Source organism: Pseudomonas sp. v388 (genome assembly GCF_003935425.1).
In the GTDB taxonomy this organism is placed as follows: domain Bacteria; phylum Pseudomonadota; class Gammaproteobacteria; order Pseudomonadales; family Pseudomonadaceae; genus Aquipseudomonas.
The window spans coordinates 41,820-61,517 of sequence record NZ_RHQN01000011.1 but is presented as its reverse complement, the minus strand read 5'-3'; the positions used below and the strand labels follow the sequence as shown (position 1 = coordinate 61,517).

Below are 19,698 nucleotides of genomic sequence, written 5' to 3'. Positions count from 1 at the left end.
GGAGCAGAACATGCGACGTATTGCTGTAGTCGGCGCCGCTGGGCGCATGGGCAAGACCTTGATCGAAGCGGTTCAGCAGGCGTCCGGCGCCGGTCTGACCGCGGCCATCGATCGTCCTGACAGCACGTTGGTCGGCGCCGATGCCGGTGAACTGGCTGCGCTGGGTCGGATTGGTGTTCCGTTGTCGGGCGATCTGGCGCGGGTGGTCGAAGAGTTCGACGTGCTGATCGATTTCACGCATCCGTCGGTGACGCTCAAGAACCTCGCGTTCTGCCGCAAGGCGGGCAAGGCGATGATCATCGGGACCACCGGTTTCAGTGCGGAAGAAAAGCTGCGTCTGGCCGAGGCGGCGAAGGATATTCCTATCGTCTTCGCGGCCAACTTCAGCGTGGGTGTGAACCTGTGTCTGAAGCTGCTCGACACGGCCGCTCGTGTGTTGGGTGATGATGTGGATATCGAGATCATCGAAGCGCACCACAGGCACAAGGTCGATGCACCGTCCGGTACTGCATTGCGCATGGGTGAAGTGGTTGCTGGCGCGTTGGGGCGGAATCTGGAAGAGGTTGCCGTCTACGGTCGCGAAGGCCAGACCGGAGCCCGTGAGCGCCAGACCATCGGTTTCGCCACGGTGCGCGCCGGCGACGTGGTCGGGGACCATACGGTGCTGTTTGCGGCGGAAGGCGAGCGGGTCGAGATCACTCACAAGGCGTCCAGCCGCATGACGTTCGCCAAGGGGGCCGTTCGGGCTGCGATGTGGCTCGACGGCAAGGCGCCGGGGCTTTACGACATGCAAGATGTGCTGGAGCTGCGCTAGGAAAAGGCGTTTCGGTCTGTACCGACGGGAATGGCTGTCGCATTTGACTGCTTTTCGGACTCATTGGTGGTAGACCGAAACAAGGCTTTTCTGTAAGCTACAGCTTTAGTGTGTCCACTAAAAGCGCGCAGATGAATCTATAAGAAAGCGGGGTGACGTATCTACGTCATTCCGCTTTTTTGCAACCTGCGAACGCCCTTTCAGGCTTTATTTACGGGAGGTCTTCTTGACTAAGCCAGCCATACTCGCCCTTGCTGATGGCAGCATTTTTCGCGGCGAAGCCATTGGAGCCGACGGTCAGACCGTTGGTGAGGTGGTGTTCAACACCGCAATGACCGGCTATCAGGAAATCCTTACCGATCCTTCCTATGCCCAGCAGATCGTTACCCTGACTTACCCCCACATCGGCAACACCGGCACCACGCCTGAAGATGCCGAGTCGAACCGCGTCTGGTCCGCGGGCCTGGTGATTCGCGACCTGCCGCTGGTTGCCAGCAACTGGCGCAACAAGCTGTCGCTCGATGACTACCTCAAAGCCAACAACGTCGTCGCCATCGCCGGTATCGACACTCGCCGCCTGACCCGCATCCTGCGTGAGAAAGGCGCGCAGAACGGCTGCATCATGGCCGGTGACAACATTTCCGAAGAGGCTGCCATCGAGGCGGCGCGCGGCTTCCCGGGCCTCAAGGGCATGGACCTGGCCAAGGAAGTCAGCACCAAGGACACCTACGAGTGGCGTTCCAGTGTCTGGAGCCTGAAAACCGATAGCTGCCCCGAGATTGCCGCTGCCGAGTTGCCTTACCACGTAGTGGCTTACGACTACGGTGTGAAGGTCAATATCCTGCGCATGCTGGTCGAGCGCGGCTGCCGTGTCACTGTCGTTCCGGCGCAAACCCCGGCAAGCGATGTTCTGGCGCACAATCCTGACGGCGTGTTCCTGTCCAACGGTCCTGGCGATCCGGAGCCATGCGACTACGCGATCACCGCCATCCAGCAAGTGCTGGAAACCGAGATTCCGGTGTTCGGTATCTGCCTGGGTCACCAGCTGCTGGCTCTGGCTGCCGGCGCCAAGACCGTCAAGATGGGTCATGGCCACCACGGTGCCAACCACCCGGTCCAGGATCTGGACAGCGGTGTGGTAATGATCACCAGCCAGAACCACGGGTTTGCGGTGGACGAGTCGACACTGCCGTCCAACGTGCGCGCTATCCACAAGTCGCTGTTCGACGGCACCCTGCAGGGTATCGAACTCACCGACAAGGACGCGTTCAGCTTCCAGGGTCACCCTGAAGCAAGCCCGGGCCCCAACGATGTAGCCCCGTTGTTCGATCGTTTTATCGAAGCCATGGCCAAGCGACGCTGAAAGTTGCCTTGAGAATGTAATAAGCAGGTGTGCCCATGGGTGGCCCCGGATCTCGCAGGTCCGGTCGCTGCCACCCAGGCCACCTCAAAGTAATGTTCAAGACGGCTTGCCGACTGACCTACGGATTTGAGTGACCAACCATGCCAAAACGTACAGATATTAAAAGCATCCTGATTCTCGGCGCCGGCCCGATCGTGATCGGTCAGGCCTGTGAATTCGACTACTCCGGCGCGCAGGCTTGCAAGGCCCTGCGCGAAGAGGGTTACCGCGTCATCCTGGTGAACTCCAACCCGGCGACCATCATGACCGACCCGGCCATGGCCGACGCGACCTACATCGAACCGATCAAATGGCAGACCGTTGCCAAGATCATCGAGAAAGAGCGTCCGGACGCGGTGCTGCCTACCATGGGCGGCCAGACCGCACTCAACTGCGCACTGGATCTGGAGCGCGAAGGCGTCCTGGAGAAGTTCGGCGTGGAAATGATCGGCGCCAATGCCGACACCATCGACAAGGCTGAAGACCGTTCGCGTTTCGACAAGGCCATGAAGTCCATCGGCCTGGAATGCCCGCGTTCCGGCATCGCCCACAGCATGGAAGAAGCCAACGCGGTTCTGGAAAAGCTGGGCTTCCCGTGCATCATTCGTCCATCGTTCACCATGGGCGGCACCGGCGGCGGCATCGCCTATAACCGTGAAGAGTTCGAAGAAATCTGCGCCCGCGGTCTGGACCTGTCTCCGACCAAGGAACTGCTGATCGACGAATCGCTGATCGGCTGGAAAGAATACGAAATGGAAGTTGTCCGCGACAAAAAGGACAACTGCATCATCGTCTGCTCCATTGAAAACTTCGACCCGATGGGTGTGCACACCGGCGACTCGATCACTGTTGCGCCGGCGCAAACGCTGACCGACAAGGAATATCAGATCCTGCGTAATGCCTCCCTGGCGGTACTGCGCGAGATCGGCGTCGAGACCGGCGGTTCCAACGTCCAGTTCGGCATCTGCCCGGACACCGGCCGGATGGTCGTGATCGAGATGAACCCGCGCGTATCGCGTTCCTCGGCGCTGGCCTCCAAGGCCACCGGCTTCCCGATCGCCAAGGTCGCGGCCAAGCTGGCAGTCGGTTACACCCTCGACGAACTCTCCAACGACATCACTGGCGGCAAGACCCCGGCGTCGTTCGAGCCGTCCATCGACTACGTCGTGACCAAGCTGCCACGCTTCGCGTTCGAGAAATTCTCCAAGGCCGACGCACGTCTGACCACCCAGATGAAATCCGTGGGTGAAGTCATGGCCATCGGCCGGACGTTCCAGGAATCGCTGCAGAAAGCTCTGCGCGGCCTGGAAGTCGGCGTGTGCGGTCTCGATCCGAAGCTGGACCTGACGCACCCGGAAAGCATGAGCACCCTCAAGCGCGAGCTGACCGTGCCGGGCGCCGAGCGCATCTGGTATGTCGGCGACGCCTTCCGGGCCGGCATGACGGTCGAAGAAATCTTCGCCATGAACATGATCGACCCGTGGTTCCTGGTGCAGATCGAAGACCTGATCAAGGAAGAGGAAAAGGTCAAGACCCTCGGCCTGTCCGCCATCGACCGCGACCTGATGTTCCGTCTCAAGCGCAAAGGCTTCTCCGATGCGCGTCTGGCCAAGCTGCTGGGCGTCACCGAGAAGAACCTGCGCACCCATCGCCAGAAACTGGACGTGTTCCCGGTCTACAAGCGCGTCGACACCTGCGCGGCCGAATTCGCCACCGATACCGCTTACCTGTACTCGACCTACGAGCAAGAGTGCGAAGCCAATCCGTCGACTCGCGACAAGATCATGATCCTGGGCGGCGGTCCGAACCGTATCGGCCAGGGTATCGAGTTCGACTACTGCTGCGTGCACGCTGCGCTGGCGCTGCGTGAAGACGGGTACGAGACCATCATGGTCAACTGCAACCCGGAAACCGTATCGACCGACTACGACACCTCCGATCGCCTGTACTTCGAGCCGGTAACCCTGGAAGACGTCCTGGAAATCGTGCGCGTCGAGAAGCCCAAGGGCGTGATCGTCCAGTACGGCGGCCAGACCCCGCTGAAGCTGGCTCGCGCTCTGGAAGCTGCCGGCGTGCCGATCATCGGTACCAGCCCTGACGCCATCGACCGCGCCGAAGACCGTGAGCGCTTCCAGCAGATGGTCGAGCGCCTGAACCTGCGTCAGCCGCCTAACGCCACTGTGCGCAGCGAGGACGAAGCGATTCGCGCCGCGGCGAAAATCGGCTACCCGCTGGTCGTGCGTCCTTCCTATGTGTTGGGCGGTCGGGCGATGGAGATCGTCTATCAGGAAGACGAGCTCAAGCGCTACCTGCGCGAAGCCGTTCAGGTTTCCAACGACAGCCCGGTGCTGCTCGACCACTTCCTGAACTGCGCCATCGAGATGGACGTGGACGCGGTTTGTGACGGCACCGACGTGGTGATCGGCGCCATCATGCAGCACATCGAGCAGGCCGGCGTGCACTCCGGCGACTCGGCGTGTTCGCTGCCGCCGTACTCGCTGCCGGCGCACATCCAGGACGAGATGCGCGAGCAGGTCAAGAAGATGGCTCTGGAGCTGGGTGTGGTTGGCCTGATGAACGTTCAGCTGGCGTTGCAGGGTGAAGATATCTACGTCATCGAAGTGAACCCGCGCGCATCGCGGACTGTACCGTTCGTGTCCAAGTGCATCGGCGTTTCCCTGGCGATGATCGCGGCCCGTGTCATGGCCGGCAAGACGCTCAAGGAATTGAACTTCACCAAGGAAATCATTCCGAACTTCTACAGCGTCAAGGAAGCAGTCTTCCCGTTCGCCAAGTTCCCGGGCGTGGACCCGATCCTCGGCCCGGAAATGAAGTCGACTGGTGAAGTGATGGGTGTTGGCGATACCTTCGGTGAAGCGTTCGCCAAAGCCCAGATGGGTGCCAGCGAAGTGCTGCCGACCGGTGGTACCGCGTTCATCAGCGTGCGTGACGATGACAAGCCACTGGTTGCCGGTGTCGCTCGCGACCTGATCGGCCTGGGCTTCGAGATCGTGGCAACCGCCGGAACCGCCAAGCTCATCGAAGCGGCGGGCCTCAAGGTGCGTCGCGTCAACAAGGTTACCGAAGGTCGCCCGCATGTGGTCGACATGATCAAGAATGACGAAGTCACCCTGATCATCAACACTACCGAAGGGCGTCAGTCGATTGCCGATTCCTACTCCATTCGTCGTAACGCCTTGCAGCACAAGATCTACTGCACCACTACTATTGCGGCAGGCGAAGCCATCTGCGAAGCGCTCAAGTTCGGTCCGGAAAAGACCGTGCGTCGCTTGCAGGATCTCCATGCAGGATTGAAGGCATGATCAAATACCCAATGACAGTTCAGGGCGCTCGCGCCCTGGAGGAAGAATTGACCCACCTGACCAAGGTGGTTCGTCCCAAGCTCAGCCAGGACATCGGTACTGCGCGGGAGCTGGGCGATCTGAAGGAAAACGCCGAGTACCATGCTGCCCGCGAACAGCAGGGCATGGTGGAAGCACGCATCCGTGATATCGAAGGCCGCATGCAGAATGCCGTGGTCATCGACGTCACCACGATTCCTCATACCGGCAAGGTGATCTTCGGCACTACGGTGGAGATCGCCAACGTCGAGACTGACGAGTCGGTGACTTACCAGATCGTGGGTGAGGACGAAGCTGACATCAAGCAGGGCAAGATCTCGGTAGGTTCACCTATCGCTCGCGCCCTGATTGCCAAGGAAGAGGGTGATGTGGTGACGGTCAAGACGCCTAGCGGTGTCATCGAGTACGAGATCATCGAGGTTCGTCACATCTGATGCGAGCGTCCGCTCAGGCGGGCGTACCGCTCCGACGGCTTGTCGAAACCCTTGGGGTTTTGGTGAGTGGCGGAGCGGTTTCGTTTCAGGCGTCCGGTGAGCGCGCCCGATGCAGAGCCTGAGCCAGGGCGCGCTGGGCGCGGCCCCTGGCTTCGGTTTTATCAGTGAGCGCGGTGGACGTTGGACAGCTGCTTGTTTACCTTTGGATTCTTGCGATAGATCAGCGCCATTTTGCCGATGATCTGCACCAGATCCGCTGACCCGACCTTGCACAGTTCGGCAATGGCCTGGATGCGGCTTTCGCGGTCGAGAATATTGAGCTTGATCTTGATCAGCTCGTGATCGCTCAATGCGCGTTCAAGCTCTGCGAGCACACCTTCAGTCAAACCGTTGTCCGCCACGATCAATACCGGTTTCAGGTGATGGCCAATGGATTTGTATTGTTTCTTCTGCTCTTGAGTGAGCGGCATAATCTGACCCCTGCGTCTGATCTTGTAAAAAGCGGCGGCCAGTTTACCCGAGCGAGTCCGGGACCGCCCAGTTAATCACGACTCGTTTATTTTTGAGGTGCCCCGTGGCCCGTTCCAAGACAAGCCATAACTGGCTCAAAGAACACTTCGACGACAAATACGTCAAAATGGCGCAGAAAGACGGCTACCGTTCCCGTGCCAGCTACAAGCTTCTGGAGATCCAGGAGAAGGACAAACTGATTCGTCCCGGCATGACTGTGATCGACCTCGGCGCAGCGCCCGGTGGCTGGTCGCAGGTGACCAGTCGTCTGATCGGTGGTCAAGGAAGGCTGATCGCCTCCGACATCCTTGAGATGGACAGCATCCCGGATGTGACCTTCATTCAGGGGGACTTCACCGAAGACGCCGTGCTCGCCCAGATTCTGGAAGCTGTAGGTAATACGCAGGTAGACCTTGTGATTTCCGATATGGCCCCCAATATGAGTGGATTGAGCGCTGTGGATATGCCGCGCGCCATGTTCCTGTGCGAATTGGCACTGGATCTGGCAGGTCGGGTCCTGCGTCCGGGGGGCGATTTCCTGATCAAGGTATTTCAGGGCGAAGGCTTCGATGTGTACCACAAGGACATTCGCAAGCTGTTCGACAAGGTGCAGATGCGCAAACCCTTGTCATCCCGCGACCGTTCCCGAGAGCAGTATCTGCTCGGGCGGGGCTTCAGGGGGATCGAAGGCTCGGCAAGCGAAGAGCGCCTTTGAGATTGCCGATAGCTTTAATTAAATGGCTTTAGGCGGTGATCAGTACCAACATCCTGCAGTCAAAGTTTCACAAAGGGTTACAGACGGCGCCTGCCACATCTGTAGGTTCTGTAGTAAGTTAGGCCGGTGAATATCATGCGAGGCACGCTTGCTGCGTGGAGCTTGCTTCAGAGGGTAGCTAATTGAACGATATGGCAAAGAATTTGATCCTGTGGTTGATCATCGCAGCTGTCCTTGTGACGGTGATGAACAACTTCTCCAGCCCGAACGAGCCGCAGACCCTCAACTACTCCGACTTCATCCAGCAGGTGAAGGACGGCAAGGTAGAGAAGGTGTCCGTCGACGGCTACGTCATCATGGGCAAACGCAGCGATGGCGATACGTTCAAGACTATCCGTCCAGCCATTCAGGACAACGGTCTGATCGGCGATCTGGTCGATAACAACGTGGTCGTCGAAGGCAAGCAGCCTGAGCAGCAGAGCATCTGGACCCAGTTGCTGGTGGCCAGCTTCCCGATCCTGGTGATCATCGCGGTGTTCATGTTCTTCATGCGCCAGATGCAGGGCGGAGCCGGTGGCAAGGGTGGCCCGATGAGTTTCGGCAAGAGCAAGGCCCGCCTGCTTTCCGAAGATCAGGTCAAGACGACCCTGGCTGACGTTGCAGGTTGCGACGAAGCCAAGGAAGAAGTCGGCGAGCTGGTCGAGTTCCTGCGCGATCCGGGCAAGTTCCAGCGCCTTGGCGGTCGTATCCCCCGCGGCGTGCTGATGGTAGGTCCGCCGGGTACCGGCAAGACCCTCATCGCCAAGGCGATTGCGGGTGAGGCGAAGGTTCCGTTCTTCACCATTTCCGGCTCCGACTTCGTTGAAATGTTCGTGGGTGTCGGTGCGAGTCGTGTCCGCGACATGTTCGAACAGGCCAAGAAGCACGCGCCTTGCATCATCTTCATCGACGAAATCGACGCCGTCGGTCGCCACCGTGGCGCCGGCATGGGCGGCGGTCACGACGAGCGTGAGCAGACCCTCAACCAGTTGCTGGTCGAGATGGACGGCTTCGAAATGAACGACGGCATCATCGTGATCGCCGCGACCAACCGTCCGGACGTGCTCGACCCGGCACTGCTGCGTCCTGGTCGTTTTGACCGTCAGGTGGTAGTGGGCTTGCCGGACATTCGTGGCCGCGAGCAGATCCTCAAGGTCCATATGCGCAAAGTGCCGATGGGTGACGACGTCAATCCTGGCGTTATCGCACGGGGTACTCCGGGCTTCTCCGGTGCCGACCTGGCCAACCTGGTCAACGAGGCCTCGCTGTTCGCAGCTCGTGCCGGCAAGCGCCTGGTCGAAATGAAGGAGTTCGAGCTGGCCAAGGACAAGATCATGATGGGCGCCGAGCGCAAATCGATGGTCATGTCTGAGAAGGAAAAGCGCAATACGGCTTTCCACGAGGCTGGTCACGCGATCGTCGGTCGCCTGGTGCCTGAGCACGATCCGGTCTACAAGGTTTCCATCATTCCGCGCGGTCGTGCCCTGGGTGTGACCATGTTCCTGCCGGAAGAGGATCGTTACAGCCTCTCCAAGCGCGCGTTGGTCAGTCAGATCTGCTCGCTTTACGGCGGTCGTATCGCTGAAGAGATGACGCTTGGGTTCGACGGTGTCACCACCGGTGCTTCCAACGACATCATGCGTGCCAGCCAGATTGCCCGGAACATGGTGACCAAGTGGGGCCTGTCCGAGAAGCTCGGCCCTCTGATGTATTCGGAAGACGAGGATGCCGGTTACCTGGGGCGTGGCGGTGGCCAGAACTCCAATGTCTCCGGCGAGACTGCCAAGCTGATCGACTCTGAAGTGCGCAGCATCATCGATCACTGTTACGGCACGGCCAAGCAGCTGCTGACCGACAACCGTGACAAGCTGGACGCGATGGCCGAAGCGTTGATGAAGTATGAAACCATCGATGCGGATCAGATCGACGACATCATGTCCGGTCGCCCACCTCGCGAACCTCGCGACTGGGAAGGTGGCTCGGGCACCAACGGTACGCCGATCCCGGACCCTCGTCCGGAAGCCCCTATCGGCGGTCCGGCTGCCGAACATTAAGGTCTGACATGACTTCTGCGCTGTACCCAACCCGGTTGCCTTGCGGCAACCGGGTTCTTGATTTGGCCCACACTCATGTGATGGGCATCCTCAATGCGACTCCTGATTCCTTTTCGGATGGCGGGAAATACCGTCAGCTCGATGCCGCACTCCGTCACGCCGAAGCCATGGTGGTGGCCGGGGCCACGTTGATTGACGTGGGTGGCGAATCCACCCGGCCTGGTGCTCTTGCGGTCTCGGTGAGCGAAGAGCTGGAGCGCGTGGCCCCGTTGGTCGAAATCATCACTCGCGAGCTGGATGTCATTGTTTCTGTCGACACCTCGACGCCAGAGGTGATGCTGGAGACTGCTCGCCTGGGCGCGGGCCTGATCAATGACGTGCGCTCCCTTCGTCGCCCCGGTGCGCTTGAAGCGGCGGCCCAGACCGGTTTGCCGGTGTGTCTGATGCATATGCTGGGCGAGCCCGGCACTATGCAGAATGACCCGCACTACGATGATCTGGTCGGCGAGGTGAGTGCATTTCTTGCCGAACACATGGCTCGGTGCGAGTCTGCAGGTATCGATCGAAATCGCATTATTCTTGATCCGGGTTTTGGTTTCGCCAAGACGCTGGAGCATAATCTGAGCCTGTTCAAGCACATGCCGACTTTGTTGGCGCTTGGACGTCCCTTGTTGGTCGGTGTATCGCGCAAGAGCATGATTGGCGGTGTGCTGGGTCGTCCGGTGGGTGAAAGGCTCTATGGCGGCCTGGCGTTGGCCGCATTGGCGATGACCAAGGGTGCAAGAATTCTACGTGTGCATGATGTCGCCGAGACGGCTGACGTGGTGCGCATGATTGCGGCTGTCGAAACGGCCGAATAACAATAGCGGGGCATCCATGACTACTAAAAAATATTTCGGAACCGACGGCATCCGTGGCCGGGTGGGGCAGTTTCCCATTACCCCGGATTTCATGCTCAAGCTGGGCTGGGCAGCAGGGATGGCTTTTCGTCGTCTAGGCACTTGTCGGATTCTGGTGGGCAAGGACACGCGTATTTCGGGCTACATGTTCGAATCGGCGCTGGAGGCCGGCCTTTCTGCCGCAGGCGCCGACGTCATGCTGCTGGGCCCTATGCCTACCCCTGCTATCGCCTATCTGACCCGCACCTTCCATGCTGAAGCGGGTATCGTCATCAGTGCATCGCATAACCCGCACTATGACAACGGCATCAAGTTTTTCTCGGGGCAGGGCACCAAGCTGCCGGACGAGATCGAGATGATGATCGAGGAACTGCTCGATGCGCCCATGACCGTTGCCGAGTCCGAGAAGCTGGGCAAGGTGTCACGAATCAACGATGCAGCCGGTCGTTATATCGAGTTCTGCAAAAGCAGCGTGCCGACCAGCACTGATTTTGCAGGTTTGAAACTGGTGGTCGATTGCGCGCATGGCGCGACCTACAAAGTGGCGCCCAACGTCTTTCGTGAGTTGGGTGCTCAGGTTGTGGTGCTGTCGGCGCAGCCGGATGGTCTCAATATCAATGAAAACTGCGGCTCCACCCACATGGAAGCGCTTCAGGCGGCCGTGGTGGCGAACAAGGCCGACATGGGCATCGGGTTCGATGGTGATGGCGACCGCGTTCTGATGGTCGATCACACCGGCGCCATCGTCGACGGTGACGAACTGCTGTACATCATTGCCCGTGACCTGCATGAACGCGGCCGCCTGCAGGGCGGCGTGGTCGGCACCTTGATGAGCAACCTGGGGCTGGAGCTGGCCCTGGCCGAGCAGAACATCCCGTTCGTAAGGGCCAATGTCGGTGATCGCTATGTGATCGCCGAGCTTCTGGAGCGCAACTGGCAGGTGGGTGGCGAAAACTCCGGACATATCGTGTGCTTCCAGCACACTACGACCGGCGATGCGATCATCGCAGCCCTGCAGGTCCTGCTGGCGTTGCGCCGTAGCGGGGTCAGCCTGTCCGAGGCTCGGCAGAAGCTGCGCAAGTGTCCTCAGGTGCTGGTCAACGTTCGCTTCTCAGGCGGGGTAGATCCGGTCACCCATCCATCCATCCAGGAAGCGTGCGCCCGTGTGACGGCCGAGATGGACGGTCGTGGCCGCGTGCTTTTGCGCAAGTCCGGCACCGAGCCGCTGGTGCGTGTGATGGTCGAGGGTGAGGATCAAGCTCAGGTCCAGGCCTACGCCGATGAGCTGGCAAAACTGGTTACAGAAGTTTGCGCCTGATTTCGGCTTGCCAGTGATGAAAGTGTTGGGTAACATCTGCGCCCACTTTGACCTACGAGGTGCAGCATGCGTCGCCCAATGGTAGCTGGTAACTGGAAAATGCACGGTACCCGCGCCAGTGTCGCTGAGCTGATCGAGGGTCTTGGCAAGCAAGTGCTGCCGAGTGATGTTGATATCGTTGTAATGCCGCCGAGCCTGTTCATCAATCAGGTGGTGGTCGGGCTGGAAGGCCAGGCTGTCGCTGTGGGTGCTCAGGACGCGGCAATACAGGCTGGGCAAGGCGCCTTGACGGGTGAGATCGCCTCTACCCAGTTGCTGGATGCCGGTTGCAGTTTCGTGTTGGTCGGTCATTCCGAGCGTCGCCAGTTGATTGGCGAGCAGGATGAAGTGCTCAACCGGAAGTTTGCAGCTATCCAGGAAAGCGGACTGACCCCGGTGTTGTGCATAGGGGAAACCCTGGAGCAGCGCGAGGCAGGTCAAACGCTCGCGGTGGTAGGGCAGCAGCTCGACAGCATCATCGACGCGTTCGGTATTGATGCGTTTGCCAATGCAGTAATTGCTTACGAGCCGGTCTGGGCCATTGGCACCGGATTGACTGCTTCGCCGCAGCAGGCGCAGGAAGTGCACGCAGCCATCCGTGCGCAGCTGGCGGAAAAGAATGCCGAAGTCGCACAAGGCGTGCGTCTTCTTTATGGCGGCAGCGTGAAGTCGGCCAATGCGGTCGAACTGTTCGGCATGCCGGATATCGATGGGGGTCTCATTGGTGGGGCTTCCCTGAATGCAGATGAGTTCGGTGCGATCTGTCGCGCCGCGGGAAACTGAAAAAATGCTGGAAACAGTCGTAGTCGTTTTTCATCTGTTGGGCGCTTTGGGCGTTGTTGCTCTGGTATTGCTGCAGCAGGGTAAAGGTGCGGACGCAGGTGCGTCTTTCGGAGCAGGTGCATCAAATACTGTCTTCGGAGGGCAAGGAACCTCTACCTTTCTGAGTAAGTTTACTGCTATACTCGCCGCAGCTTTTTTCATAACCAGCTTGGGGTTAGGTTACTTTGCTAAAGAGAAAGCTCAACAGCTGACTCAAGTAGGTTTGCCAGATCCGGCGGTGTTGGAAGTGAAGCAAAAACCGGCTACTGATGATGTGCCGGTGCTCGAAGGGCAAAAGCCAGCGGTTGTTCCAGCTGACGTACCTCAAGCTCCAGAGCAGAAGTAAACAGAATTCGGCGATGCTTCAGAGGTCGCCAAAAAGTTGTAATGCCGAGGTGGTGGAATTGGTAGACACGCAACCTTGAGGTGGTTGTGCCCATAGGGTGTAGGGGTTCGAGTCCCCTTCTCGGTACCAATAAACAGGACAGCCCGCACTAGCGGGCTTTCTTGTAGGTGGATGTTCGATTGACCCTGCAATGGATCGGTCGTATACTTCCGCCCCAGCTTTGTCGCGGGGTGGAGCAGCTTGGTAGCTCGTCGGGCTCATAACCCGAAGGTCGTTGGTTCAAATCCAGCCCCCGCAACCAGTTTTAGCTGAGCCCCTTTTTAGGGGCTTTTTGTTAGCTGGACAGTACATAACGTCGATGTTCAGCGGCGTTTTCATGGATGGGCGCTCGCCCATTTTTTTATTTTTAAAGCATGCACGAGGGGGTTCAGGTGTCGAGCAAGCTAGAACAGTTGCAGGCCTTGTTGGCCCCGGTGGTCGAGGCTCTTGGCTATCAATGCTGGGGAATTGAGTTCATTTCCCAGGGCCGACATTCACTGCTGCGCATTTATATCGACAAAGAGGGCGGCGTTCTGGTGGAGGACTGCGAAATAGTCAGCCGTCAGGTCAGTGGTGTTTTGGATGTTGAAGATCCGATCAGCGCTGAATACACGCTTGAGGTGTCCTCTCCTGGCATGGATCGCCCACTGTTCACGCTTGAACAGTTTGCCTTGCACGCCGGGCAGCAAGTGAAGATCAAGCTGCGCTCGCCCTTCGATGGTCGGCGCAACTTTCAAGGCCTTCTCCGCGGGGTGGAGGAGCAGGATGTCGTGGTGCATGTAGAGGACCACGAATATCTGTTGCCGATCGACTTGATCGACAAGGCCAACATTATTCCCACGTTTGACTGATACGTGCCAGATACTGCGGATCCCGCGGATCCAATGGCTTGCGAAAGGCGAGGCGTACGATGAGCAAAGAAGTACTGCTGGTTGTTGAGTCGGTGTCCAATGAAAAGGGCGTTCCGGCAGGTGTGATTTTCGAAGCGCTGGAGCTGGCTCTTGCCACTGCTACCAAGAAACGTTTTGAAGATGAGGTTGAGCTGCGTGTGGAGATCAACCGCCACACCGGTAACTACGAGACTTTCCGTCGCTGGACAGTAGTCGAGGACGAAGACCTGGATGATCCGGCCTACGAACTGGCCGTTGATCAGGCCCAGGCCAAGAAGCCGGGCGCTGTGGCCGGTGATCTGATCGAAGAGAAGATCGATTCCATCGAGTTTGGTCGTATCGCTGCGCAAACCGCCAAGCAAGTCATTGTGCAGAAGGTTCGTGAAGCCGAGCGCGCCCAGGTCGTGGATGCTTATCGCGAGCGTCTGGGCGAGATCATCTCCGGCACCGTTAAAAAAGTGACACGCGACAACGTCATCGTTGACCTTGGCAACAACGCAGAAGCGTTGCTGGCTCGTGAAGACATCATTTCTCGTGAGACTTTCCGTGTAGGCGTCCGCTTGCGGGCACTGCTCAAGGAAATTCGCACTGAAAACCGTGGCCCTCAGTTGATCCTGTCGCGTACTGCGCCAGAGATGCTGATCGAACTTTTCCGTATCGAAGTACCGGAAATCGCCGAAGGTCTGATCGAGGTGATGGCTGCCTCTCGTGACCCGGGTTCGCGTGCAAAAATCGCCGTTCGCTCCAAGGACAAACGAATCGATCCGCAAGGCGCCTGCATTGGCATGCGTGGTTCGCGCGTTCAGGCTGTTTCCGGCGAGTTGGGTGGTGAGCGGGTGGATATCGTCCTTTGGGATGACAATCCGGCGCAGTTCGTCATCAACGCAATGTCCCCTGCGGAAGTCGCGGCAATCATCGTTGACGAAGATGCCCATGCAATGGATATCGCAGTAGGTGCGGATAACCTGGCCCAGGCTATCGGTCGTGGTGGTCAGAACGTTCGTCTGGCAAGTCAGCTGACTGGCTGGACCCTGAACGTGATGACCGAATCGGACATCCAGGCCAAGCAGCAAGCTGAAACCGGCGACATTCTGCGCAACTTCATCGACGAGCTGGAAGTCGACGAAGACCTGGCGCAGGTGCTGGTCGACGAAGGCTTTACCAGCCTGGAAGAGATTGCCTACGTACCGGTGGAGGAAATGCTCAACATCGACGGCTTTGACGAAGATACCGTCAACGAGCTTCGCGCTCGGGCCAAGGATCGCTTGTTGACCAAAGCCATCGCAACAGAGGAAAAGCTGGCAGACGCCCATCCGGCCGACGACCTGCTCTCGCTTGAGGGCATGGACAAGGATCTGGCGATGGAACTGGCGGTGCGCGGCGTTATTACCCGCGAAGACCTGGCCGAGCAGTCTATTGACGACCTGCTCGACATCGACGGCATTGACGATGATCGTGCCGGCAAGTTGATCATGGCCGCCCGAGCCCATTGGTTCGAGTAATTAGGCGCGGCCTGAGGAGAGAAGTGCATGACGCAAGTCACGGTGAAACAACTGGCCGATGAGGTCAAAACACCGGTAGAGCGCCTGTTGCAGCAGATGCGTGAGGCAGGTCTGCCGCACACCGCCGCCGAGGAACATGTGAGCGACAGTGAGAAGCAGTCGTTGCTGACTCACCTGAAAAGCAGCCACAAGGCGAAAGTGGAAGAACCGCGCAAGATCACTTTGCAGCGTAAAACCACCAGCACCCTGCGTGTGGCCGGCAGCAAGAGCATCAGCGTTGAAGTCCGCAAAAAGAAAGTATTCGTACAGCGCAGCGCCGAAGAGATCGAAGCAGAGCGTCAGCGCGAGCTGGAAGAGCGCCGTGCGGTAGAGAATGCTGCCCGTCAGAAGGCTGAAGAAGAAGCCAAGCGTCGCGCCGAAGAAGAAGCGCGTCGCCAGCCTGCCGGACAATCGACTACTGCACCGGCTGCTGCCGCTGCAGCCGAGCCGGTTGCAGCTGTCCAGGCCGAGCGCGAGGCACCTGCCGCTGCGCCGACGCCTGCCAACGCTGCACCGACGGCCGAAGTGCGCAAGCGCGACGACCAGCGTCGTCCCGACAAGCCACGTGCAGACGACCGCAACTCCCGCAGCGGCGACGGCGAGCGCAAAAACGCTCCGCATCGCGCTTCGGTAAAAGAGAAAGCTCCGGCTCCTCGTGTTGCGCCTCGTACCACCGACGAAGAAAGCGACAGCTTCCGTCGCGGCGGTCGCGGCAAGTCCAAGCTGAAAAAGCGCAATGCCCACGGTTTCCAGAGCCCTACAGGCCCTGTGGTTCGTGACGTAGCGATCGGCGAGACCATCACTGTCGGCGAACTGGCTGCACAGATGTCGGTCAAGGCAGCTGAAGTCATCAAGTTCATGTTCAAGCTGGGCACTCCGGTGACCATCAACCAGGTACTGGATCAGGAAACTGCCCAGTTGATCGCCGAAGAGCTGGGCCATAAGGTCACGCTGGTCAGCGACAACGCCCTGGAAGATTCCCTGGCCGAATCGCTGAAGTTCGAAGGCGAGACGTTCTCCCGTGCGCCGGTCGTGACCGTAATGGGCCACGTTGACCACGGTAAGACTTCGCTGCTCGACTACATCCGTCGTGCCAAGGTAGCTGCAGGCGAAGCCGGCGGCATCACCCAGCACATCGGTGCGTACCACGTTGAAACCGAACGCGGCATGGTTACCTTCCTCGACACCCCAGGTCACGCCGCGTTTACCGCGATGCGTGCCCGTGGTGCCAAGGCGACCGACATTGTGATCCTGGTCGTGGCGGCGGACGACGGCGTCATGCCGCAGACCATCGAGGCGGTTCAGCACGCTGTAGCCGCCGGCGTTCCGCTGGTAGTTGCCGTGAACAAGATCGACAAGCCGGGCGCTGATCTCGATCGCATCCGTAGCGAGTTGTCGGTTCACGGTGTCACTTCCGAAGAATGGGGCGGTGATACACCGTTCGTCCCGGTCTCCGCGAAGATGGGTACCGGCGTCGACGAACTGCTCGAAGCTGTTCTGTTGCAGGCTGAAGTTCTGGAACTCAAGGCAACGCCGTCGGCCCCAGGTCGTGGTGTGGTCGTTGAATCCCGTCTGGACAAGGGCCGCGGCCCGGTGGCGACGGTCCTGGTTCAGGACGGTACGCTGCGTCAAGGCGACATGGTGCTGGTCGGCTCGAACTTCGGTCGCATTCGCGCCATGCTCGACGAGAACGGCAAGCCTGTGAAGGAAGCCGGTCCATCCATTCCGGTCGAGATTCTCGGCCTGGACGGTACGCCGGACGCTGGCGACGAGATGTCGGTACTGCAGGACGAGAAGAAGGCTCGCGAAGTCGCTCTGTTCCGTCAAGGCAAGTTCCGCGAAGTCAAGCTGGCCCGTGCTCACGCCGGCAAGCTTGAAAACATCTTCGAGAACATGGGCCAGGAAGAGAAGAAGACGCTTAACATCGTCCTCAAATCCGACGTCCGTGGTTCGCTGGAAGCACTTCAGGGCGCCTTGGGTGGCCTGGGTAACGACGAAGTGCAAGTGCGCGTGGTCGGTGGCGGTGTCGGTGGTATCACCGAGAGCGACGCCAACCTGGCACTGGCCTCCAACGCTGTACTGTTTGGCTTCAACGTGCGTGCCGATGCCGGCGCGCGCAAGATCGTCGAGCAGGAAGGTCTGGATATGCGTTACTACAACGTGATCTACGACATCATCGAAGACGTCAAGAAGGCCCTGACCGGCATGCTTGGCAGCGACGTCCGGGAGAATATCCTGGGTATCGCCGAAGTACGCGACGTGTTCCGTTCGCCGAAATTCGGTGCGATCGCAGGCTGCATGGTCGTTGAAGGTGTTGTTCACCGTAACCGTCCAATCCGCGTTCTGCGTGACGACATCGTTATCTTCGAAGGCGAGCTGGAATCCCTGCGTCGCTTCAAGGATGACGCTGCCGAAGTGCGTGCCGGCATGGAATGCGGTATCGGCGTCAAGAGCTACAACGACGTCAAGGTCGGTGACAAGATCGAAGTCTTCGAGAAGGTCCAAGTGGCTCGCAGCCTCTAAGTCGCGAGCTTCAAGAGCCATGGTGCAAGCTGGTATGCGAATGCCTCGCCCTGCACCACAGGCTCTCAACGCAACGCCCGGTCTGACATCTGTCGGCCGGGCGTTTGCCGCTTTCAGACTGTCAGGGTTTGCTCCCGGATCAGTAACAGGTAACAAACATGGCAAAAGAATACAGCCGTACCCAACGAATCGGCGATCAGATGCAGCGTGAGCTGGCCCAGCTGATCCGTCGCGAAATCAAGGACCCACGCGTGGGTCTGGTCACCATCACCGCCGTTGAAGTCAGCCGCGATGTGGGCCACGCCAAGATCTTCATGACCGTCATGGGTCAGGACAGCGCTGAAGAAATCGCACAGACCATCAAGGTGCTCAATTCCGCCGCAGGTTTCCTGCGCATGCAACTGGCCCGCGAAATGAAGCTGCGCAGCGTGCCTCAATTGCACTTCCATTACGATGAAAGCGTTGCCCGTGGCGCGCATTTGTCGGCTCTGATCGAGCGGGCCGTGGCCGAAGACGGCCAGCACCAGGGAACTCCTGCTGCGCCGGGCGCCAAGCCAGACGGTTCCGAGGAGTAAGCGGTGGCTCAGGTCAAGCGTATACGCCGTAACGTCAGCGGGATCATCCTGCTCGACAAACCCCTGGGCTTCACGTCCAACGCGGCACTGCAGAAAGTCCGCTGGTTGCTCAACGCGGAAAAGGCCGGGCACACCGGCAGCCTCGATCCTCTCGCAACGGGCGTCCTGCCCTTGTGCTTCGGTGAGGCGACCAAGTTCTCCCAATACCTGCTCGACTCCGACAAGTCCTACGAGACCTTGGCGCAACTGGGCAAGACCACCACCACGGCGGATTCCGAAGGTGAGGTTTTGCAGACGCGTCCGGTGACCGTTGGTCGCGAGGATATCGAGGCGGTGCTGCCGGCTTTTCGTGGGCAAATCAGTCAGATACCACCGATGTACTCGGCTCTCAAGCGCGACGGGCAGCCTTTGTACAAGCTGGCCCGTGCCGGTGAAGTAGTGGAGCGCGAGCCTCGTTCTGTTACTATTGCGCGCCTGGAATTGCTTGCCTGCGAAGGCGAGACGGCACGTCTGTCGGTCGACTGCACCAAGGGCACCTATATCCGCACCCTGGTGGAAGATATTGGTGAAAAGCTTGGCTGTGGTGCTTACGTCGCAGAGCTGCGTCGTACCCAGGCCGGTCCTTTCAGCCTGGCCCAGACGGTCACCCTGGAAGAGCTGGAACAGGTGCATGCCGAAGGCGGCAACGAAGCGGTCGACCGCTTCCTCATGCCATCGGACAGCGGTCTGCTGGACTGGCCCCTGTTGAAGTTCTCGGAGCACAGTTCGTTCTATTGGTTGCATGGGCAACCGGTAAGGGCACCCGAGGCGCCGAAATTCGGTATGGTGCGGGTACAGGATCACGAAGGACGTTTCATCGGTATCGGTGAAGTCAGCGAAGACGGGCGGATCGCGCCGCGTCGATTGATTCGGTCAGAATGACCGGAACCGGCTCGCAGACAGGCTTGCCTGAAAACGAGCTGGAACGAGGGTGGCTGTAAACAGGCACGGTCACATCTCACTTTTTAATACGAGGTTTCGTCCTCGGCCTGTTGGAATCGTCTCCCTGGAGCGGTTCCCTGAAATAAAGGATTGCCCACATGGCACTCAGCGTTGAAGAAAAAGCTCAGATCGTAACCGACTACCAGCAAGCTGTTGGTGACACTGGTTCGCCAGAAGTGCAAGTTGCACTGCTGACCGCCAACATCAACAAGCTGCAAGGCCACTTCAAGGCCAACGGTAAGGACCACCACTCCCGTCGTGGTCTGATCCGTATGGTAAACCAGCGTCGCAAGCTGCTGGATTACCTGAAAGGTAAGGACGTTAGCCGTTACAGCGCCCTGATCGGTCGTCTGGGTCTGCGTCGCTAATAACGACGTTCTGGAGGTTGGTTGTCT

At 59.1% G+C, this 19,698-nt stretch carries 17 protein-coding genes and 2 tRNA genes; 18 read left to right on the top strand and 1 reads right to left on the bottom strand.

The window, feature by feature from the left end; all coding sequences use genetic code 11:
* Window positions 1-10: 10 nt before the first annotated feature.
* The 4 genes from dapB to greA all read left to right on the top strand — a co-directional run bounded on the left by dapB (window position 11) and on the right by greA (window position 6,012).
* Window positions 11-814, top strand: a complete 804-nt coding sequence (gene dapB / locus EGJ27_RS22760; RefSeq protein ID WP_125833012.1) for a 4-hydroxy-tetrahydrodipicolinate reductase — start codon at window positions 11-13, stop codon at window positions 812-814.
* A 226-nt stretch (window positions 815-1,040) separates the two neighbouring features.
* Window positions 1,041-2,177: a glutamine-hydrolyzing carbamoyl-phosphate synthase small subunit gene (carA, locus tag EGJ27_RS22755; RefSeq protein ID WP_125833011.1), complete on the top strand. Its 1,137-nt coding sequence runs from the start codon at window positions 1,041-1,043 to the stop codon at window positions 2,175-2,177.
* A 140-nt stretch (window positions 2,178-2,317) separates the two neighbouring features.
* The gene (carB, locus tag EGJ27_RS22750; RefSeq protein WP_125833010.1) at window positions 2,318-5,539 is read left to right on the top strand and encodes a carbamoyl-phosphate synthase large subunit; all 3,222 of its coding nucleotides are present in this window, start codon (window positions 2,318-2,320) and stop codon (window positions 5,537-5,539) included.
* Window positions 5,536-6,012: a transcription elongation factor GreA gene (greA, locus tag EGJ27_RS22745; protein WP_125833009.1), complete on the top strand. Its 477-nt coding sequence runs from the start codon at window positions 5,536-5,538 to the stop codon at window positions 6,010-6,012. Before carB ends, greA begins: the two co-directional genes overlap by 4 nt.
* Window positions 6,013-6,173: 161 nt before the next feature.
* Here the strand turns inward: greA and EGJ27_RS22740 are convergent, their stop codons facing one another.
* Entirely contained in the window at window positions 6,174-6,482 is a 309-nt protein-coding gene (locus EGJ27_RS22740) for a YhbY family RNA-binding protein (protein ID WP_125833008.1), read from the bottom strand.
* 104 nt (window positions 6,483-6,586) lie between these two features.
* Between EGJ27_RS22740 and rlmE the strand changes: the two genes are divergently transcribed.
* The 14 genes from rlmE to rpsO all read left to right on the top strand — a co-directional run bounded on the left by rlmE (window position 6,587) and on the right by rpsO (window position 19,671).
* A complete protein-coding gene (gene rlmE / locus EGJ27_RS22735) occupies window positions 6,587-7,237 on the top strand; it encodes a 23S rRNA (uridine(2552)-2'-O)-methyltransferase RlmE (RefSeq protein ID WP_125833007.1) in 651 nt (216 codons plus the stop codon).
* A gap of 191 nt (window positions 7,238-7,428) precedes the next feature.
* Complete coding sequence (gene ftsH / locus EGJ27_RS22730) at window positions 7,429-9,330, top strand: ATP-dependent zinc metalloprotease FtsH (RefSeq protein ID WP_125833006.1); 1,902 nt, start codon at window positions 7,429-7,431, stop codon at window positions 9,328-9,330.
* An 8-nt stretch (window positions 9,331-9,338) separates the two neighbouring features.
* Window positions 9,339-10,190, top strand: coding sequence for a dihydropteroate synthase (gene folP / locus EGJ27_RS22725; RefSeq protein ID WP_125833005.1), 852 nt, complete (start codon window positions 9,339-9,341; stop codon window positions 10,188-10,190).
* 16 nt (window positions 10,191-10,206) lie between these two features.
* On the top strand, window positions 10,207-11,547 hold the full coding sequence (gene glmM, locus EGJ27_RS22720) for a phosphoglucosamine mutase (RefSeq protein WP_125833004.1): 1,341 nt from the start codon (window positions 10,207-10,209) through the stop codon (window positions 11,545-11,547).
* 66 nt (window positions 11,548-11,613) lie between these two features.
* On the top strand, window positions 11,614-12,369 hold the full coding sequence (tpiA, locus tag EGJ27_RS22715; protein ID WP_125833003.1) for a triose-phosphate isomerase: 756 nt from the start codon (window positions 11,614-11,616) through the stop codon (window positions 12,367-12,369).
* A gap of 4 nt (window positions 12,370-12,373) precedes the next feature.
* Window positions 12,374-12,754 carry a preprotein translocase subunit SecG gene (secG, locus tag EGJ27_RS22710; protein ID WP_125833002.1) on the top strand — a complete coding sequence of 127 codons (381 nt, stop codon included), beginning with the start codon at window positions 12,374-12,376 and terminating at the stop codon, window positions 12,752-12,754.
* Between the two features lie 43 nt (window positions 12,755-12,797).
* A tRNA-Leu gene (locus tag EGJ27_RS22705) sits at window positions 12,798-12,883 on the top strand.
* A 95-nt stretch (window positions 12,884-12,978) separates the two neighbouring features.
* Window positions 12,979-13,055 (top strand) — tRNA-Met (locus EGJ27_RS22700).
* Between the two features lie 130 nt (window positions 13,056-13,185).
* Window positions 13,186-13,644, top strand: coding sequence for a ribosome maturation factor RimP (gene rimP / locus EGJ27_RS22695; RefSeq protein WP_158619380.1), 459 nt, complete (start codon window positions 13,186-13,188; stop codon window positions 13,642-13,644).
* A gap of 59 nt (window positions 13,645-13,703) precedes the next feature.
* On the top strand, window positions 13,704-15,185 hold the full coding sequence (gene nusA / locus EGJ27_RS22690; RefSeq protein WP_125833000.1) for a transcription termination factor NusA: 1,482 nt from the start codon (window positions 13,704-13,706) through the stop codon (window positions 15,183-15,185).
* Window positions 15,186-15,212: 27 nt separating this feature from the next.
* Window positions 15,213-17,747, top strand: coding sequence for a translation initiation factor IF-2 (gene infB / locus EGJ27_RS22685; protein WP_125832999.1), 2,535 nt, complete (start codon window positions 15,213-15,215; stop codon window positions 17,745-17,747).
* Window positions 17,748-17,905: 158 nt separating this feature from the next.
* Window positions 17,906-18,322, top strand: coding sequence for a 30S ribosome-binding factor RbfA (rbfA, locus tag EGJ27_RS22680; protein ID WP_125832998.1), 417 nt, complete (start codon window positions 17,906-17,908; stop codon window positions 18,320-18,322).
* A gap of 3 nt (window positions 18,323-18,325) precedes the next feature.
* Window positions 18,326-19,243: a tRNA pseudouridine(55) synthase TruB gene (truB, locus tag EGJ27_RS22675; protein WP_125832997.1), complete on the top strand. Its 918-nt coding sequence runs from the start codon at window positions 18,326-18,328 to the stop codon at window positions 19,241-19,243.
* Between the two features lie 158 nt (window positions 19,244-19,401).
* A complete protein-coding gene (gene rpsO, locus EGJ27_RS22670) occupies window positions 19,402-19,671 on the top strand; it encodes a 30S ribosomal protein S15 (RefSeq protein WP_002555121.1) in 270 nt (89 codons plus the stop codon).
* Window positions 19,672-19,698 lie beyond the last annotated feature (27 nt).

Excerpts from the sequence above, each read along its gene's own strand:
- dapB (WP_125833012.1), top strand. The coding sequence starts at position 11 with ATGCGACGTATTGCTGTAGTCGGCGCCGCTGGGCGCATGGGCAAGACC.
- carB (WP_125833010.1), top strand. The coding sequence starts at position 2,318 with ATGCCAAAACGTACAGATATTAAAAGCATCCTGATTCTCGGCGCCGGC.
- greA (WP_125833009.1), top strand. The coding sequence starts at position 5,536 with ATGATCAAATACCCAATGACAGTTCAGGGCGCTCGCGCCCTGGAGGAA.
- EGJ27_RS22740 (WP_125833008.1), bottom strand. The coding sequence starts at position 6,482 with ATGCCGCTCACTCAAGAGCAGAAGAAACAATACAAATCCATTGGCCAT.
- ftsH (WP_125833006.1), top strand. The coding sequence starts at position 7,429 with ATGGCAAAGAATTTGATCCTGTGGTTGATCATCGCAGCTGTCCTTGTG.
- folP (WP_125833005.1), top strand. The coding sequence starts at position 9,339 with ATGACTTCTGCGCTGTACCCAACCCGGTTGCCTTGCGGCAACCGGGTT.
- glmM (WP_125833004.1), top strand. The coding sequence starts at position 10,207 with ATGACTACTAAAAAATATTTCGGAACCGACGGCATCCGTGGCCGGGTG.
- tpiA (WP_125833003.1), top strand. The coding sequence starts at position 11,614 with ATGCGTCGCCCAATGGTAGCTGGTAACTGGAAAATGCACGGTACCCGC.
- secG (WP_125833002.1), top strand. The coding sequence starts at position 12,374 with ATGCTGGAAACAGTCGTAGTCGTTTTTCATCTGTTGGGCGCTTTGGGC.
- nusA (WP_125833000.1), top strand. The coding sequence starts at position 13,704 with ATGAGCAAAGAAGTACTGCTGGTTGTTGAGTCGGTGTCCAATGAAAAG.
- infB (WP_125832999.1), top strand. The coding sequence starts at position 15,213 with ATGACGCAAGTCACGGTGAAACAACTGGCCGATGAGGTCAAAACACCG.
- rbfA (WP_125832998.1), top strand. The coding sequence starts at position 17,906 with ATGGCAAAAGAATACAGCCGTACCCAACGAATCGGCGATCAGATGCAG.
- rpsO (WP_002555121.1), top strand. The coding sequence starts at position 19,402 with ATGGCACTCAGCGTTGAAGAAAAAGCTCAGATCGTAACCGACTACCAG.